This is a genomic window from Acidobacteriota bacterium (assembly GCA_016196035.1).
In the GTDB taxonomy this organism is placed as follows: Bacteria; Acidobacteriota; Blastocatellia; order RBC074; family RBC074; genus JACPYM01.
Window position 1 is genome coordinate 1 of record JACPYM010000049.1, and the last position, 16159, is coordinate 16159.

Here is a 16159-nt window from a genome sequence, read left to right on the forward strand (position 1 = left end):
CCTGCCAGCTGGCCGATCCTTCACGGAGGCCGACGACCACGTCGAGGCCTGAGTCCTTCGCGTTGAGTGCGTGGGCGTGGCCCTGGGAGCCGTAGCCAACGATGGTGACGTTCTTGCCCTTGATCAGGGAGAGGTCGGCGTCCTTGTCGTAATAAACTTTCATTTTATTTCCTTGATAAATAGGGGCTAGGGACTGGGGGCTAGGGGCTGATTTCATTAGTCCCTAGCCCCCAGTCCCTAGCCCCTTTACACCGCAGAAGCTTCGCCTAAGCGCTTAGCCGAGTACGCCCGCCGCAATTTGCCGCAAGCCAGTCAGGAAGGCTTGCTCGATGTCATCCTCGCTGAGTTGCGTGGCCGGGATCGCCAGTTCGCGCAACGCCCCTTGCCAGGCCGCCGCCACCGCGCCACCGCCCGTCAGCACGACCGGCTGGCCCGCTTGCAACAAACCCTGCCGCAACATCCCATCCAAATCCGAAGCCAGATAAACGCCGAGCAAAAATGACATGCGCTGCTTTGCCGTCGTGGCCGTGCGCTGTTCCAGCAAACGCACACAGAACAACGCCCGCGCCACACCGGCTTGGCGGGCTTCGCGCATGCCCGCTTGGAGCCAGTGTTCGTCAATAGTTTCAGGTTTACCGGTGGGCACCGCGCTGGCGAGGATGGTTTGCGTTTGCGTGGTGTGGATCAACTCGCCGCTCAGGCTGGTCACGCTGGCGACGATGCGTGACTGTTCGTCCAGGCGAATCAGTTTCCAATGCGAGCCGAGATTGAGCAGCGTTGACGCGGGCGGCAGCAGGCCGAGCGCCGTTAGCCCAAGACAAAGCGTCTCTTCGCCGCGCATCACATCCGCACTGCCGATGGTTGCGGCGTCGCATTGCAACGGCCCCGAACGCACGCCGGGTACGAGCCAGACGGGCAAGTCCGTGATGTGCGGGAAGACGTGCCGTTGCGTGCCCGCAATCAAATCCGGCAATGTGGCGGGCGCGGCGACGTGCGGCACTTCGGCCAGGCCGAGCGGCGAAGTAATCATCCCGGCGGCCAGTACGGCGCGCAGTGTTGGTTGCCCGCCGCTGACTTTGGCAAGCAAGTCGCGCAAGGCTTCGTGCAAACGCGCGGGCGAGCCGTCGCGCGCCGTGTCGCGCACGCCGACGGCGGCGCGGGCTTGCGCGAGGACGCGCGCGCCCTGGGTCAGCCAGACGCGCGTGTTGGTCGTGCCGGTGTCTATACAGAGCAGAGGGCAAATCAAGGTGTCGTGCTTCATTGGTAAGGGGCGCTCTCTTTCACGGCGCTGACGAATTCCGCCGCGCGACGTTGCAGCAATTCAAAATTGCCGGCTTGCCAGACATCCTTGCCGACGAGTTCGGAACCAATGCCCAGCGCCCACGCGCCCGCCGCCAAATATTCACGGGCCTGTTCGGGCGTGACGCCGCCCGTCGGGACAAGCCGCGCTTGCGTGAGCGGCGCGCGCACGGCTTTAACATAAGTCGGGCCGAGCGTATTTGCCGGAAAGATTTTGATTGCGTCGGCGCCCGCGTCCAGAGCCTCGACAATCTCGGAGGGCGTGAAGCAGCCGGGCAGGGAAACGAGGCCGCGTTGTTTGGTTGCGGCGATGACGGCGGCGTTGCGATTAGGCGAAACGATGAAGCGTGCCCCCACGTCAACCGCCTGCGCGACTTCGGCGACGGTCAACACTGTGCCCGCGCCGATGGCCATCCGTGCGCCGAACTGCGCGGCGAGCCGTTGAATCGTGGTCAGCGCGTTGGGTGAATTGAGCGTGACTTCGACGGCGGTCAGGCCTGCTGCGTGTAAGACGGTGACCAACTCACTCTCGCGTCCGCCAAAATCCCCGCGCAGGATGGCGATCAGCCGGCCCGCGGCGATTTGTTCAAAGGTTGAAGATGTGTTCATAGAAAACCTGTTGCGTGATGTAGGTGCGCTGACGATACAACAGATTCGGTTGTGGCGGAATTCAGCGGCAAAGAATTAAGCACAGTGCTGATCAGGTGTGCGTCAAAGTTTTGCGCAAAGGCAAGCCGGGCGGCGGCGGTGCGCGTAGCGCAACCTGCCGAGCATTCGTTTCTACACAAGTCTGGCGCTCTGTGTCTTTGCCCTGAAAGGGCAGCATTCAATAGCCGTGGGCAACGCCCACGGTAGGCCGTCAGCAAGTTCTATGGCCCTGAAGGGGCCGGACTCGACGTCGAATGCGGCCCCGGCAGGGCCGAAAATTCTTCCCGAACCGTTCCGTGGGCGTTGTCCACGGCTATTGAATTACGCCCTTTCAGGGCTTTTCTCGGAGCCGGTAGACTTGTGTAGAAATGAATGCTCGGCAGGTTGCGCTACGCGCACGGAAACGTTCATTTCCGCCTGCGCAAAACCTTGACGCACACCCGTGCTGAGCGGGGCACTGGGCAAGTCTGCCGAACATCCGTATACTGCGCTCACTTTCAATTCGACAAATCCACTCAAGGAGAAACATCAAGTATGCGCATTTTGGGCAAGTTCCCAACTCTGTGTTTGGGCATTTTATTCGCTATTCCATCTCTGGCTCAGGCTCCTGCGCCCGGCATCCTCAAAACCGAATTCATCTACGAAAGCGCACCTTTCCCCGAATGCCACGCCTCGACCATCGCCGAATCTAAAGGAGCCTTAGTTGCCGCCTGGTTTGGCGGCACCAAAGAGAAACACCCGGATGTCGGTATTTGGGTCGCACGCCTGGAAGGCGGCAAATGGACGACGCCAGTGGAAGTTGCGAACGGCGTCGAGTCGCCGGACAAACGCTACCCGACCTGGAATCCGGTGTTGCATCAGTCGAAGAGCGGGCCGTTGCTGTTGTTTTACAAGGCCGGCCCAGACCCGGCGCACTGGTGGGGGATGCTGATGACTTCCGGCGATGGCGGCAAGACCTGGAGCAAGCCGGTGCGCCTGCCTGAAGGCATCGCCGGGCCGATCAAAGACAAGCCGGTCGAATTGAGCAACGGCGAATTGCTGTGTCCATCCAGCACCGAAGACAACGGCTGGCGCGTGCATTTCGAGCGCACGGCTGACAACGGCAAAACGTGGCAACGCACCGAACCCATTAACGACGGCAAGGAATTCGACGTGATTCAGCCGACCGTGTTCTTTCATAAAAATGGACAACTGCAAGCGCTGATGCGCAGCCGTCAGGGCAGGATTGTCGAAGCCTGGTCAAGTGACAATGGCAAGGCCTGGGGCAAGCTGACGGCGACGGCGTTGCCCAATCCGAATTCGGGGATTGACGGCGTGACCTTGAAAGACGGGCGGCAATTGCTGGTTTATAACCACACCACGACCAGCACGGGGCGGCGCACGTTGCTCCATGTTGCGGTGAGTAATGACGGTAAAAATTGGCAGGCGGCGCTCGTGTTGGAAGCCGGTCAACCGAATGATGAGTATTCCTATCCGGCCGTGATTCAAACGCGCGATGGCTTGGTGCATATCACCTACACGTGGAATCGCAAGAAGGTGAAACACGTCGTGCTTGATCCGCGCAAGTTGCAATTGCGCGAAATGAAAGATGGTGTGTGGCCTGCGCAATAATGAGCGCTGGCAGCAGCAAGGCAGTTGCAAGGTCATTGAGTGCGCGCGTGCTGTCCATCGTCAAGCGGATCAAACCGATTTTCATCTTTTGCATCAACGCGCGTGCTGCGGTTTGACCCTTTATCTTCCGAGCGGTAGATTGCGCGCGTCTCGCATTCAGTATCAATCACAATTCAATTCACCTCGGAGGAACTGCCGCCATGCGTAATGCCAACCTGCGCCGTTTGAGCCTTTTGCTGAGTCTGTTGTTTGCGCTGCCGCTCATTGCCGGGCAAGCGCAACAGTCGCCGAGCGCGTTCACCGTAGAGGACATGCTCGCTGTAATCAACGTCAACAGCGCCGATCTGAGCGACGATGGGCGCTGGTTAGCCGCGACGTCGGCGACCTTGCGCGACCGCCTTGGCATTGATAATGCGCGTTTCGGCGATCCGACCTATGTCGCCCCGGCGCTCAGCGATGTTTGGATTATCGAGACGCAGACCGGGCAAATGAAACGGCTCTTTGCCGACAAACGCCAGGTGCGTGGTTTGAAATGGTCGCCCGACGGCGCGCGGCTGGCGTTGCTGGAATTGCGCAACGACGCGTTCGTGCCAATGCTCTGGGAGCGCGCGGCGAACAAGTGGCAGGCCGTGGTCTTGCCAGTGGGCAAAGCCGTGGCCGAAAACACCGAGTTGAGTTGGACACCGGACGGCGCGCAGTTGTTGCTGACTGTGCGGCCTATTGAATGGCGGCAACAGGCGCGCGCGAAATTTGAGGCGCTAACCAAAGTCGCCGTTGTCGTGCAATCGAGCAAGGAACCCTTTCTGGCCTGGGACGATTTGCGGCGAACGGCGGCGGACTTTGCCCGGCAACGGTTGACCGGCGAATGGCTGGATTATGACGAGGTCTACGCTGGCAATTCGGCTTGGCGCATCCTGCCCGCCGCCGATCATCCTGAAGAATCGGCGCGTTGTTTGGTGACGGGCACGGGGTTGACGCACACGGCGAGCGCCAAGAATCGCAACGCCATGCACGCGCAGAGCGACAACCTGACCGACAGCATGAAAATGTTTCAGTGGGGCATCGCGGGCGGACGGCCAGCCGAGGGCGCGATTGGCGTTGCGCCCGAATGGTTTTACAAAGGCAGCGGCGAAGTCTTGCGCGGGCACGGCGAGCCGTTGAACGTGCCACCGTATGCCGAAGACGGCGGCGAAGAACCCGAAGTCGCGGGCGTTTATGTGATCGGCACGGACGGGCAGCCCTACCGCATCGGCTTCGCCGTCGGTAACGAGTTTTCCGACCATCAATTCGAGAAACGCAACTACCTTTACCTGGCCGGCTCGAAGCTGCGCAATTGCGCCATCGGGCCGGAGTTGGTGGTGGATCACGAATTTCAATCGGTGCCGGGTACCGTGACGGTCGAGCGTGACGGCCACACGCTCTGGTCTCACGAGATCAAAACCGGTGACGCCGAGATGTGTCACAGCCTGCGCAACATCGAACATCATCATTTCAAATTTGAAGGCCATCGGCGGCCCGGCGATTTGCACGTGCACTTCTTCGGCGCGGACGCCTTCAGTTTCGGCGCGGGCGTAAAGCTGAACGATGGTGATGTCATGCAAGTGCGGTTTGAAGACTTTGGCCGGGCGCTGCGCAATCCCGTGCAGCTTTCGCAAGCGGCGGATGCCGTCGTCTCCGTGACGCCATTGGATTAGCAAGACGCTTATGACCAAAATCATTTTTCAGACTTGGTTCTTCTTGGTCTTGGCATTCAGTTGTGGCTGGTCTGGCCTTGTTGTGGGGCATGCCCAAACCAAGCCGAACATTTTGATTTTGTATGCCGATGATTGGCGGCACGACACGCTTGGCATTGCCGGAAATCCGATTGTCAAAACGCCGCACCTGGATGCACTGGCGCGTGAAGGTGTGCGGTTCACGCGGGCGCACGTCACGACTTCGATTTGCGGCGTCAGCCGCGCGTCGTTGTTTACCGGGCAATGGATGGCGCGGCACGGTAACCCGGCCTTCGAGATGTTCAAGACGCCGTGGAGCGAAACCTTCCCGGGCTTGTTGCGCGCCAATGGTTATTGGGTCGGGCACATCGGCAAATGGCACAACGGCAAGTTTCCGGCGGAGCAATTCGATTTTGGCCGCGCCTATGCGGGCAAGCATTTCATCAAAGAAGCCGATGGCTCGACGATTCACGTCACGCAGAAAAACGAAAACGACGCGCTCGAATTTTTGCGCACGCGGCCCACAGACAAGCCGTTCTGCCTGACGCTCGCTTTCTTTGCGACGCACGCCGAAGACGAGAATCCAAAACAATACCTGTATCAGCCGCAGAGCGAGGCGCTTTACCAGAACGTCACCATCCCGGTGCCGCCGACGGCGGGTGACGAGTATTTCAAACGCCTGCCGCCGTTCATCGCCAACGAAAAGAACGAGGGGCGCAACCGCTGGCATTGGCGCTTCGATACGCCGGAAAAATATCAGCAATACATGAAGGCCTATTACCGGTTGGCGACCGAAGTGGATGCAACCGCCGGGCGCGTGTTGGCCGAATTGCAGGCGCAGGGACTGGCCGACAACACGTTGGTGATTTTCACGGGGGACAATGGTTACTTTCACGGCGAACATGGGTTGGCCGACAAATGGTATCCGTATGAAGAATCCATCCGCGTGCCGTTGATCGTGCGTGACCCGCGCATGGCCAAAGCCAAACGCGGCACGACGAATGATGATTATGTACTGAATGTAGATGTAGCGCCGACGCTGCTGGCAGCAGCCGGTGTCGCCGCGCCCGCGCACATGCAAGGCCGCGATTTCGCACCGCTGTATCTGGCCGCGCAAAAGCCCGCGTGGCGGCAGGAGTTCTTTTACGAACACGCGACGATTCGCAATACCGATTTCATTCCAGCTTCAGAAGCGCTGGTGCGGCGTGATTTCAAATATATCTATTGGCCCGATTTCAAATACGAAGAGTTGTTCGATCTGAAACGCGACCCGCGCGAGACGCGCAACCTGGCGCACGATCCCGCACGGGCGCAAACGCTGGTGACATTGCGGCGGCGCTTCAGTGAGTTGAAGGCCGCGGCGCGTTAGAGCGGTTTGCAATTGCGTTTGCGGGCGCACGTTGTGCCGAGACGGTACCGCGCGCGTGAGCAAGCGGAGCCTGGATGGCTCAGCCAACGGTGTAAGCTTGACGCGCCGCTTGCTCACGCGCGCGTACCGTCTCGCGGCGGGACTTTCCCCTACACTGATGTGAAAACCGAGCTAAGACCTGCGCTTGCCGAAGACGATCAAGCGCAACCTTCAAGGAGATTCCATGCAAAAAAGAACCTTTCTGAAAATATCATCCGCCGGCCTGACCGGTTCGCTGCTGGCGCCGCTGACCGGCTGCCAACAACCGGGCGCGCCGCCCGCCGCACAGCCGAGCAGCACGCCTGCGGCAGAGAAGCTCAAAAACTGGGCGGGCAATTTGGAATACAGCACCGCCAACGTCGCCTATCCCGAAACGGTCGAGCAAGTGCAGGCGCTGGTGACAAAGGCCGGCAAATTGCGCGCACTGGGCACCCAGCATTGTTTCAACAAGATTGCCGACTCGCCGCATCAACTGCTTTCGGCCAAAAAGCTCGACAAAATTCTGGCGCTTGACCCCGCCAAAAAAACAGTCACTGTCGAAGCAGGCGTGCGTTACGGTACGCTCGGCACATATCTACAAGAAAAAGGGTTCGCGCTGCATAACCTGGCTTCGCTGCCGCACATCTCCGTCGCCGGTTCCATCGCTACGGCGACGCATGGTTCGGGCGTGAAGCTGGGCAATTTGGCAACGGCGGTGTCGGGCCTGGAATTCGTCACGGCCAAAGGCGATGTCATCACGTTGACGAAAGAGAAGGACGGCGAGCAATTTCTGGGCGCAGTCGTGCATCTGGGCGGGCTGGGCGTCGTCACCAAAGTCACGCTCGACATTCAGCCGACGTTTCAAGTCCGGCAGGATGTTTATGAAAACCTGCCATTCGCTGAACTCGAAAAAAACTTCGAGGCCATTATGTCGGGCGGCTACAGCGTCAGCCTGTTCAGCGATTGGCAGAAAAACGTCATCAGTGAAGTCTGGGTCAAAAGCCGCGTCACACCCGGCCAACCGGCCAAGATCAAGCCGGAGCTTTACGGCGCAAAACTGGCGACGCGCAATCTGCATCCGATTCGCGAACTGGCCGCCGAGAACTGCACCGATCAAATGGGCGTGCCCGGCCCCTGGCACGAACGGCTGCCGCATTTCAAAATGAATTTCACGCCGAGCAGCGGCAAGGAATTACAGGCCGAGTATTTTGTCCCCTTCAGCAACGCGGTCGCCGCGCTCAAGGCCATCAACAGCCAAGGCGACAAGTGGTTTCCGGATTTGTTCATTTCCGAAGTCCGCACCATCGCCGCCGACAACCTATGGCTGAGCACAGCGTATAAACGCCCCAGCGTTTCGATTCATTTCACCTGGAAGCAACACACCGACGAGGTGATGAAACATCTGCCCATTGTCGAAGAACTGCTCGCTCCTTATGGCGCTCGTCCGCATTGGGGTAAGCTGTTTACGATTCCGGCGGCGCAGTTGAAGGCGCGCTACGAACGTTATGCCGACTTTCAACAATTGCTGCGGCAATACGATCCGCAGGGCAAATTCAGGAATGAGTTTTTAGAACAAAACCTTTCTGCCTAGTACCTCATCACGTTAAAAATGAGGGGTGTATGGCAGGATTCAATCCTGCCATACACCCCTCTGGCGAATTTGCTACCCGCACAATCAACGTGATGAGGTACTAGCTTCGGTGCCCAATCCCTTTCCTTAACTGCTTTGCTGAAAGCTAGGGTTTTGTATGCGAGCGAGACCTTACATTATGAAACGAACCGCACTTTGGCTTTGCCTCTTGGCGTCCATCTGGCAACTGTCGGCGAGCCGCGCACACTCCCAAGCGCAAGGCCGTCTGGCCAAGCCGAATATCCTGTTTTGTTTTGCCGACGATTGGGGGCGTTACGCCAGCGTTTATGCGGCGCTCGAAAAACAGCCGTCGCTCAATCAAGTCGTCAAGACACCCAACATAGACCGGGTGGCGCGCGAAGGCGTGTTGTTCCGGCGCGCCTTTGTAAACGCGCCTTCGTGTACGCCGTGCCGCAGCGCGTTGCTGTCGGGCCGTTATTTCTTCAACACCGGGCGCGGCGCGATTTTGCACGCGGCGGTCTGGGATGACGCGATTCCCAGCTTCCCCTTTTTGTTGCGCGATGTGGGCGGCTATCACATCGGCGAAACGTACAAGGTGTGGAGTCCCGGCACACCGGTGGATGCGCCCTTTGGCGCGGGCAAACACGCGTATGAAAAGGCGGGCAATCTGCCGAATAACTTTTCTGAAAATGCCACCGAGATGTTGAGCAAGGGCAGCACGCTCGCCGCCGCGCGCGAAAAGATTTATGGACAAGTGCGCGCCAACTTCGACGCCTTTCTGGCTGACCGCAAGGCCGGGCAGCCCTGGCTTTACTGGTTCGGCCCCACGACCACGCATCGCCGCTGGACGAAAGGCTCTGGCAAAGCGCTCTGGGGCATCGAACCTGATGCGTTGAAAGGGAAGCTGCCGCCTTTCCTGCCCGATGTCCCTGAAGTGCGCGAGGATGTCGCCGATTACCTGGGCGAGGCGCAGGCGTATGACGCTTATATCGGCGTCTTGTTGAAACGCTTGGAAGAGACGGGCGAACTCGACAACACCCTGATCGTTATCAGCGGCGATCACGGCATGCCCGGCGTAACGAATGGCAAGTGCAATCTTTACGACTTCGGCACGGGCGTGACGCTGGCCATGCGTTTGCCGAAAAGCATGAAGGGCAAAGTGGGGCGCGTCGTGGATGATTTCGTCAGCCTGCCCGATCTTGCGCCGACCTTTTTGGATGTGGCAGGTGTGCCGCTGCCAAAAGGCATGAATGCGCGCAGCTTGTTGAATGTGCTGCGTTCGCCAAAGAGCGGGCAGGTTGACGCGAGCCGCGCCTGGGTTATCAGTGGGCGCGAGCGCCACGTTGCCTTTGCGCGCGACAACGATTTGCCTTATCCGCAACGTGCTTTGCGCACCAACGACTTTCTGTACATCCGCAACTTCAAGCCGGAACGCTGGCCGCTGGGTGGGCCGGTGCAAGTGACCGAGACGAAGATGCCGACAATGGACGAACTTGAAAGCAACACCTATGTGGCCTTTCCCGACATGGATGCTAGCCCGACCAAGGCTTGGCTAGTGGCGCATCGCAACGAGCCGCAATGGAAACGCTTCTACGATTTTGCCTTTGCCAAACGGCCCGGCGAAGAGTTGTACGACCTGCGCAAAGACCCGCATCAAATCAACAATGTGGCGGCTGAACCGGCCTATGCCAAAGCGCGAGCGCAACTGGCCGCGCAGTTGCTGAAGATTCTGACCGAGGCGGGCGATCCGCGTGTGACCGGCGATGGATTGACCTTTGAACGTCCGCCTTACACTGATCCTGCGCCCGCGTCACAACGTTGATTTACCATTTTCGCAACTGCTTCTTGACCTACGCTCGATTGGCAGGGTAAATGAGCCTGGGTCTAGTTTATGCAAAATCACCAAACTCAAACTGCTCTCGGGCCTCCTGTCGAGCCTCCTGTGTGGCCTCCTGTCTGGGAAGAACGCTGGCATCCTTTGCGCGAGGAATGGGTCATTGTTGCGGCACATCGGCAAAATCGGCCGTGGAGTGGCGAGACCGTCGAGAATACTGCGCGTGTTGTCCCATCGTATGTCGAAGATTGTTATCTGTGCCCCGGCAATGCGCGCGTCAGCGGTCAACGCAACCCAGCCTACACTGGGGTTTACGTGTTCGACAACGATCACCCCTGTGTCGGGCCTGAAGCCGTAGCTGATTTGCCGCCCGCGCCCGGCATTTATCGCAACCGCCCTGCGCACGGCATTGCGCGCGTGGTTTGCTATTCGCCGCGCCACGACCTTTCATTGGCCGAATTGGAATCACCCGAAGTCGAGAATCTGCTAGCCGCCTGGCAACAGCAATACACCGATTTGGGGCGGCGGCCAGAGATTGAGCACGTGCTGATTTTTGAAAACAAAGGCGAAGTCGTCGGCGTCTCGAATCCGCATCCGCATTGCCAGATTTATGCGACGAACTTTGTCTTCAAAACCATCGAGAACGAAGCGCGCAGCAGCCAGCAGTATTTCAAAGAGCACGGTCGCCCGCTCTTTCGAGACATCATTGCGTCGGAGCAACAAGACGGGCGGCGCATTCTGGCCGAGAACGACACGGCCATCGCCTTTCTGCCGTATTTTGCGCGCTATGCTTACGAAGTTTTTGTCGCCCCCAAACAAACGCATCCGAGCCTGGCCGCCTTGCGCGATCACGAAGTGCGCGACCTGGCCGCCGTCTTGCGCGAAGTGCTGATCCGTTTTGACAATCTCTGGCAGATGCCGTTTCCGTATGTGATGCCTTTGCACCAGGCCCCCACGGATGGCGGCGATTACCGCAGCTTTCATTTCCACTTTGAATTTCATCCGCCGCTGCGCAAGCCGAATCTGTTGAAGTATCTGGCCGGCCCCGAAATCGGCGGCGGCAATTTCCTGAGTGATACGTCGCCGGAAGAGAAGGCGGCGGAATTGCAGATGCAGGCGACCGTGCATTATAAACGGCGTGGTTAGCATGCCGTACACATTGATTTAGAATCCGCCCACCTCATTCACAATCTGCTGCGCTGGCAAGCTGGTAATTTGAAGGAAGAAACAGGACTGATGTTTACGCTTACCCATGGCTCAACAGAAGGTTTCCCTGACTCCTCGGCGTTTCTGGCCTGGCTCAATCAATTGCCGCCCGCCTGGCAAAGCTTCTTTACGGCAGAGCGCGAGTTGTTCATTACGCGGGCGCCGGGCCGTCTCGATCTAATGGGCGGCATTGCCGATTATTCCGGCGCGCTGGTGTTGCAGTTGCCGATTTCCGTCGCCACGCATGTCGCCTTGCAACGCCGCAACGACCGGCGTGTGCGCATTGTCAGTCTGGCGGTGGAATCCGGCGCACCCGCCCGCAGCTTTGAAATGGGCCTCGAAGAATTCGGCACGGCTGCCGCGCCGCTCGATTACGCCACGGCCTGTGAGCGGTTCAAACGCAAACCTGAAATGCAATGGGCGGCCTATATCGCGGGCGTCTTTCTGGTGCTGCTGCGCGAACGCGGCATTGAGTTTGCCGAAGGCGCAAACCTGCTGATTCGCTCGCGCTTGCCGGAAGGTAAGGGCATCAGTTCTTCGGCGGCGCTGGAAGTCGCCGCGATGCAGGCGGTCGCGGCGGCTTACGAACTCGACTTGGAACCGAGCGCGGGCGCGTTTCTCTGCCAGATCGTTGAGAATCGTGTTGCCGGCGCGCCCTGCGGCGTGATGGATCAAATGGCCTCAATGTGCGGCGGCCCTGATGAATTGCTGGCGCTGGTTTGCCAGCCGGGCACGTTGCAGGAGCCGGTCAAATTGCCCGCCGGGCTGGCGGTGTGGGGCATTGATTCGGGCATTCGCCACGCCGTCGGCGGCAGCGATTATGGCACCGTGCGTACCGCAGCGTTTATGGGCTACCGCATCCTCGCTATGCTGGCCGAGTTGGAGTGCGAAGCCACGGATACACCCGGCAAAGTGCGGATTGTTGATCCGCGCTGGCACGGTTATCTGGCCAATCTGAGCGCGTCGGAATTTGAACAACAGTTCGCGCCCTATCTGCCGCAACGCATTTCCGGCGCGGATTTTCTGGCGCAATACCAGGGCATCACCGACCCGGTCACGACCGTTGACCCGGCGCGCAGCTACCCCGTCGCCGCTGCCACGCGCCATCCGATTTATGAAAACGAACGCGTCAACCTGTTCGCCGAACTGCTGCGGCATTGGCAGGACGAGAGCCAGGCGAGGCTGTTGGGCGAGTTGATGTATGCCTCGCACGCCAGTTATTCGGCTTGCGGTTTGGGTTCGGAGGGGACGGATGAATTGGTGCGATTGGTGCGCGAGGCCGGCCCCGCGCAAGGCTTGTTCGGCGCTAAGATCACCGGCGGCGGCAGCGGCGGAGCCGTCGCCATTTTGGGGCGGCCCGAAGCGGAAACCGTCGTCGAAGCCATTGCCGCAACCTACGCGCAACACACAGGCCGCGAGCCGCTGGGCCTGCGCGGCTCATCGCCGGGCGCGGCGCAATTCGGTTACTTACGTTTGAAAAAGGAGTGAATACGGCGTTTACGCTTAGTTAATGCCACAGAGGCACAGAGCTATACCAGACACGGGCAAAAGTTGCACTTTGCTTGAAGACGAAAGCGAGATTACGGAACAGACGGAAATAACGGAACACACGGAAGTCCTTCCCGGTTGTATTGTCCGTCTGTTCCGTTATTTCCGTCTGTTCCGTAATCTCAAAAAAGCCTGCGCTGATAGCTCAATCTATGACAGTGCATGGTTGTGCCTCTGTGGCAAAAATCGGCGTAAAGCCCAAAGCGAGTATGGCAATTTTAGTGACAGGCGGAGCCGGTTACATCGGCAGCGTAATGGTTGAACTCTTGCGCACGCGGGGCGAAAGCGTCGTCGTGCTCGACAATCTCTTTCGCGGCCATCGCGCCGCCGTGGATGCCAATGTGCCTTTTTATGAAGGGCAAATCGGCGACCGCGCTCTGGTCAAACGCATCTGCGCCGAACACCAAATCGAAGCCTGCATCCATTTCGCCGCTGCCGCTTATGTCGGCGAATCGGTGACCGATCCGCAATTCTATTTTGAAAACAACGTCGCCCAGGGCATCGCGCTGTTGGGTGAATTGCTGGCTGCCGATGTCAAGCGCTTCGTCTTCTCTTCGACCTGTGCGACCTATGGCGAACCCGAACGCGTGCCAATTGACGAAACGCATCCGCAACATCCGGCCAACCCTTACGGTTGGTCAAAGCTGATGCTGGAAAAAGTCCTGACCGCTTACGATCACGCCTACGGCCTGCGCTTTGTCGCCCTGCGCTATTTCAACGCCTGCGGCGCGCTCCCCCAATGCGGCGAAGACCACACGCCCGAAACGCATTTGATCCCGAACGTCTTGAATGCCGCGCTGGGCAAACTGCCTTTTGTTTCGGTGTTTGGCGGTGACTATCCCACGCCCGACGGCACCGCCATCCGCGATTACGTACACGTCAGCGACCTGGGCGCGGCGCACCTGCTGGCGCTTCAACACCTGCGCGCAGGCGGAGCATCGGATTTCATCAACCTCGGCAGCGAACACGGCTACTCCGTGCTGGAAGTGATCGAAGCCGCCCGCCGCGTCACCGGCAAAGCCATCGAAGTCAAACTGGAACCGCGCCGCCCCGGCGATCCTTCACGCCTGGTGGCCAATGCAACGAAAGCGAAACAGGTGTTGGGTTGGCAGCCGGAATACACCACGCTTGATCCAATTTTGCAGTCGGCGTGGGATTGGCATGTGGCGCATCCGGATGGGTATGCAGATTCAAGGGCTGGATAGTTTGCGCTACGGGTAACTCAGCACCTGCTTGTCCTTCAACAGCCGCTCACGCAATTGGGCATACGGCACATCTTGCACCGCCAGCTTGCCGTCCAGCGCCAGCACCGCCGCCGTCGCCGCCGATTGCCCCAAGATCATAAACACAGGCTCCATCCGAATGCTGCCAAAGGCGATGTGCGAACTCGATACGCAAACGGGCACGAGCAGGTTATCGGCTTGGCCTTTCTTCGGCACGAGCGCGCTGTAAGCAATCTGATACGGCCCATTCGTAGACACACCGATGTCACCTTCGTTTTGGACATAGGCGTCTTTGCCGGTGCCGCCTTCTGGAAAGACGATATAGCGTTGGATGTTGTGCGAATCAATGCCGTAAGAACCCATGCCGACTGAAGCGGGCGTCGGACGTTTTTTCAGCAATTCATTTTCGGTCATCACATACGCGCCGATCATGCGGCGCGCTTCGCGGACATAAATCTGGTGCGGCCAGTTGCCATTGTCTTTGAATTCGTCTTTGGCCAAGCCCCACTTGCGAAACTCATCTTGCACGTGTTTGGGCACGCGCGGATCGTTGGCGATGAAATAGAGCCAGCCTTTTTCGTATTGCTCATGTTCCCGGATGATCGCGCGGCGGCGTTCGTAGCTGGCATCGGGATAGTCATAATTCATCCCGATGTTGTCGGTGCTGAACGGGCCGTGATTGTTGGTATCGGTCTTGCGATTTGGTAGGCGGTCGAATTTCTGAAAGGTCTCGCGCCAGCCGGCCTTGAAGACGCGCAGCAATAGTTCGTATTGCTTCGGATCGTAGCCCGCCGGTTTCGGAAAGGGCACACGATTGTCAGGCTGATCGGTTAGGCACAGGCGGAAGCCATAGGCCTGGACTTTGTTGTCGGCTGCGCCATATTCGCCCGGCGGCGTGGTTGAGATGCGCGGTAACACGCCACTCGCGGGATCGCCGGGAATCCAGTATGGGCTGATCTTTTCGTTGACCGCGCCAAAATGATGCCGGTGATGCAGCACGCCGGTTTGCACGCCTGCCCATTGTTCGTCGTAAGCGTCTTTCGACTCGCGGCCTACGTGATAGCTGACGCCCGCCGCCGCCAGCAAATCGCCTTCGTAGGTGGCGTCAATGAACATCTGGCCCGCGTAGGTTTTGCCGCTCAGGGTCTTAAACGAGACGATGCGCGCGCCGGTTTTCTTCACGCCGTTTTGGCGATTGAGCCATTCGTTGCGGACGATGGGAATTTTGTAAGCGGCAATCATTTCTTCAAAGACCTGTTCCGCGATGTGCGGCTCAAAAATCCACATCGTGCGATTCTCGCCATCAAGCGCGGGCGTGCCCTGGCCTTTGTTGCCGAATTGCTCGCGGTTTTCCCAACGCCATGTTTCCGGCTTTTGATAGTGCTGGTAGACGCGCTGATAAAACTCGCGCGCGAGGCCGCCGATAACGGCTTTGTTGCCCGTATCGGTGAAACCCAAACCGCCGCTCGACAGTCCGCCGAGATGCGTGTCGGGCGCAACGATGATGACGGTTTTGCCCATCCGCTTGGCTTGGATGGCGGCGGTCACGGCGGCGGCGGTGCCGCCATAAATCACCAGATCGTAAGCGCGCGCCGCTTGACCAAGCGCGGGCACGGCGTTGCAGAGCGCGAACAGAAGAAGGAGCAGCTTCCGCATAAATTTGTTCCTGAAAGCAAAACGGGTGCGACGCTGAATCAACGCCGCACCCGTTCTGGCATTAAGCCGCTTTGGATTTCGCCATCGCTTTGGCTTTGGCCGCGCGCCGAATTTGTTTCGGACTCTTGCGCGTTTTGCCGCGACTGTCGCGGAATATCTTGCCTTTTTTGGTGCGTTTGTCACCTCTGCCCATTACGTTGCTCTCCTTTTCTGAATAGATTTGATGATGTGATGCGACGGCGGCCATTCTACGCAGCGCGCGCCATAGCGGCAAGCGCGCGGCCTTAAACCGGTTTTTCGGTGTAGGGCAAAAGCCGCGCGGCGGCGGGACAGTACCGCGCGCGTCAGCAAGCGGAGCCTGCGCTGCTGCGCCATCCGCCAGAGTTGACGCGCCGCTTGCTGACGCGCGCGGTACTGTCCCGTCGCCCCACCGTACACGCAACC

The 16159-nt window shown here is 59.0% G+C and carries 13 protein-coding genes; 8 read left to right on the top strand and 5 right to left on the bottom strand.

Features of this window, described 5'->3' with window-relative positions; genetic code table 11:
- The 3 genes from HY011_14895 to HY011_14905 form a co-directional block, all read right to left on the bottom strand.
- Positions 1–163, bottom strand: a 163-nt coding sequence (locus HY011_14895; protein MBI3424216.1) for a ketol-acid reductoisomerase, incomplete at its 3' end; no start/stop codon positions are given.
- 111 nt (positions 164–274) lie between these two features.
- The gene (locus tag HY011_14900) at positions 275–1261 is read right to left on the bottom strand and encodes a 2-dehydro-3-deoxygalactonokinase (protein ID MBI3424217.1); all 987 of its coding nucleotides are present in this window, start codon (positions 1259–1261) and stop codon (positions 275–277) included.
- Entirely contained in the window at positions 1258–1908 is a 651-nt protein-coding gene (locus tag HY011_14905) for a bifunctional 4-hydroxy-2-oxoglutarate aldolase/2-dehydro-3-deoxy-phosphogluconate aldolase (GenBank protein MBI3424218.1), read from the bottom strand. The genes HY011_14900 and HY011_14905 overlap by 4 nt, the downstream gene beginning before the upstream one ends.
- Positions 1909–2481: 573 nt before the next feature.
- On the opposite strand from HY011_14905, the gene HY011_14910 reads away from it, so the two are divergent.
- From HY011_14910 to galE, 8 genes are all read left to right on the top strand, one after another.
- Complete coding sequence (locus HY011_14910) at positions 2482–3558, top strand: exo-alpha-sialidase (protein ID MBI3424219.1); 1077 nt, start codon at positions 2482–2484, stop codon at positions 3556–3558.
- 200 nt (positions 3559–3758) lie between these two features.
- The gene (locus tag HY011_14915) at positions 3759–5252 is read left to right on the top strand and encodes a hypothetical protein (protein ID MBI3424220.1); all 1494 of its coding nucleotides are present in this window, start codon (positions 3759–3761) and stop codon (positions 5250–5252) included.
- 10 nt (positions 5253–5262) lie between these two features.
- Entirely contained in the window at positions 5263–6639 is a 1377-nt protein-coding gene (locus tag HY011_14920) for a sulfatase (GenBank protein MBI3424221.1), read from the top strand.
- 223 nt (positions 6640–6862) lie between these two features.
- Positions 6863–8248, top strand: coding sequence for an FAD-binding protein (locus tag HY011_14925; protein ID MBI3424222.1), 1386 nt, complete (start codon positions 6863–6865; stop codon positions 8246–8248).
- A gap of 178 nt (positions 8249–8426) precedes the next feature.
- Positions 8427–10070, top strand: a complete 1644-nt coding sequence (locus tag HY011_14930) for a sulfatase (protein MBI3424223.1) — start codon at positions 8427–8429, stop codon at positions 10068–10070.
- 69 nt (positions 10071–10139) lie between these two features.
- Complete coding sequence (gene galT, locus HY011_14935) at positions 10140–11228, top strand: galactose-1-phosphate uridylyltransferase (protein MBI3424224.1); 1089 nt, start codon at positions 10140–10142, stop codon at positions 11226–11228.
- A gap of 90 nt (positions 11229–11318) precedes the next feature.
- The gene (locus HY011_14940) at positions 11319–12776 is read left to right on the top strand and encodes a GHMP kinase (protein ID MBI3424225.1); all 1458 of its coding nucleotides are present in this window, start codon (positions 11319–11321) and stop codon (positions 12774–12776) included.
- 269 nt (positions 12777–13045) lie between these two features.
- On the top strand, positions 13046–14041 hold the full coding sequence (gene galE / locus HY011_14945) for a UDP-glucose 4-epimerase GalE (protein ID MBI3424226.1): 996 nt from the start codon (positions 13046–13048) through the stop codon (positions 14039–14041).
- Positions 14042–14047: 6 nt separating this feature from the next.
- On the opposite strand, the gene HY011_14950 is transcribed toward galE, so the two are convergent.
- Entirely contained in the window at positions 14048–15715 is a 1668-nt protein-coding gene (locus HY011_14950; GenBank protein MBI3424227.1) for an FAD-dependent oxidoreductase, read from the bottom strand.
- A 61-nt stretch (positions 15716–15776) separates the two neighbouring features.
- A complete protein-coding gene (locus tag HY011_14955; protein MBI3424228.1) occupies positions 15777–15908 on the bottom strand; it encodes a 30S ribosomal protein THX in 132 nt (43 codons plus the stop codon).
- Positions 15909–16159 lie beyond the last annotated feature (251 nt).

What these genes read in the sequence shown, in the direction of transcription:
- HY011_14905 (MBI3424218.1), bottom strand. Translation starts at nt 1,908, where the DNA reads ATGAACACATCTTCAACCTTTGAACAAATCGCCGCGGGCCGGCTGATC.
- HY011_14950 (MBI3424227.1), bottom strand. Translation starts at nt 15,715, where the DNA reads ATGCGGAAGCTGCTCCTTCTTCTGTTCGCGCTCTGCAACGCCGTGCCC.
- HY011_14910 (MBI3424219.1), top strand. Translation starts at nt 2,482, where the DNA reads ATGCGCATTTTGGGCAAGTTCCCAACTCTGTGTTTGGGCATTTTATTC.
- HY011_14920 (MBI3424221.1), top strand. Translation starts at nt 5,263, where the DNA reads ATGACCAAAATCATTTTTCAGACTTGGTTCTTCTTGGTCTTGGCATTC.
- HY011_14925 (MBI3424222.1), top strand. Translation starts at nt 6,863, where the DNA reads ATGCAAAAAAGAACCTTTCTGAAAATATCATCCGCCGGCCTGACCGGT.
- HY011_14930 (MBI3424223.1), top strand. Translation starts at nt 8,427, where the DNA reads ATGAAACGAACCGCACTTTGGCTTTGCCTCTTGGCGTCCATCTGGCAA.
- HY011_14900 (MBI3424217.1), bottom strand. Translation starts at nt 1,261, where the DNA reads ATGAAGCACGACACCTTGATTTGCCCTCTGCTCTGTATAGACACCGGC.
- galT (MBI3424224.1), top strand. Translation starts at nt 10,140, where the DNA reads ATGCAAAATCACCAAACTCAAACTGCTCTCGGGCCTCCTGTCGAGCCT.
- HY011_14915 (MBI3424220.1), top strand. Translation starts at nt 3,759, where the DNA reads ATGCGTAATGCCAACCTGCGCCGTTTGAGCCTTTTGCTGAGTCTGTTG.
- galE (MBI3424226.1), top strand. Translation starts at nt 13,046, where the DNA reads ATGGCAATTTTAGTGACAGGCGGAGCCGGTTACATCGGCAGCGTAATG.
- HY011_14955 (MBI3424228.1), bottom strand. Translation starts at nt 15,908, where the DNA reads ATGGGCAGAGGTGACAAACGCACCAAAAAAGGCAAGATATTCCGCGAC.
- HY011_14940 (MBI3424225.1), top strand. Translation starts at nt 11,319, where the DNA reads ATGTTTACGCTTACCCATGGCTCAACAGAAGGTTTCCCTGACTCCTCG.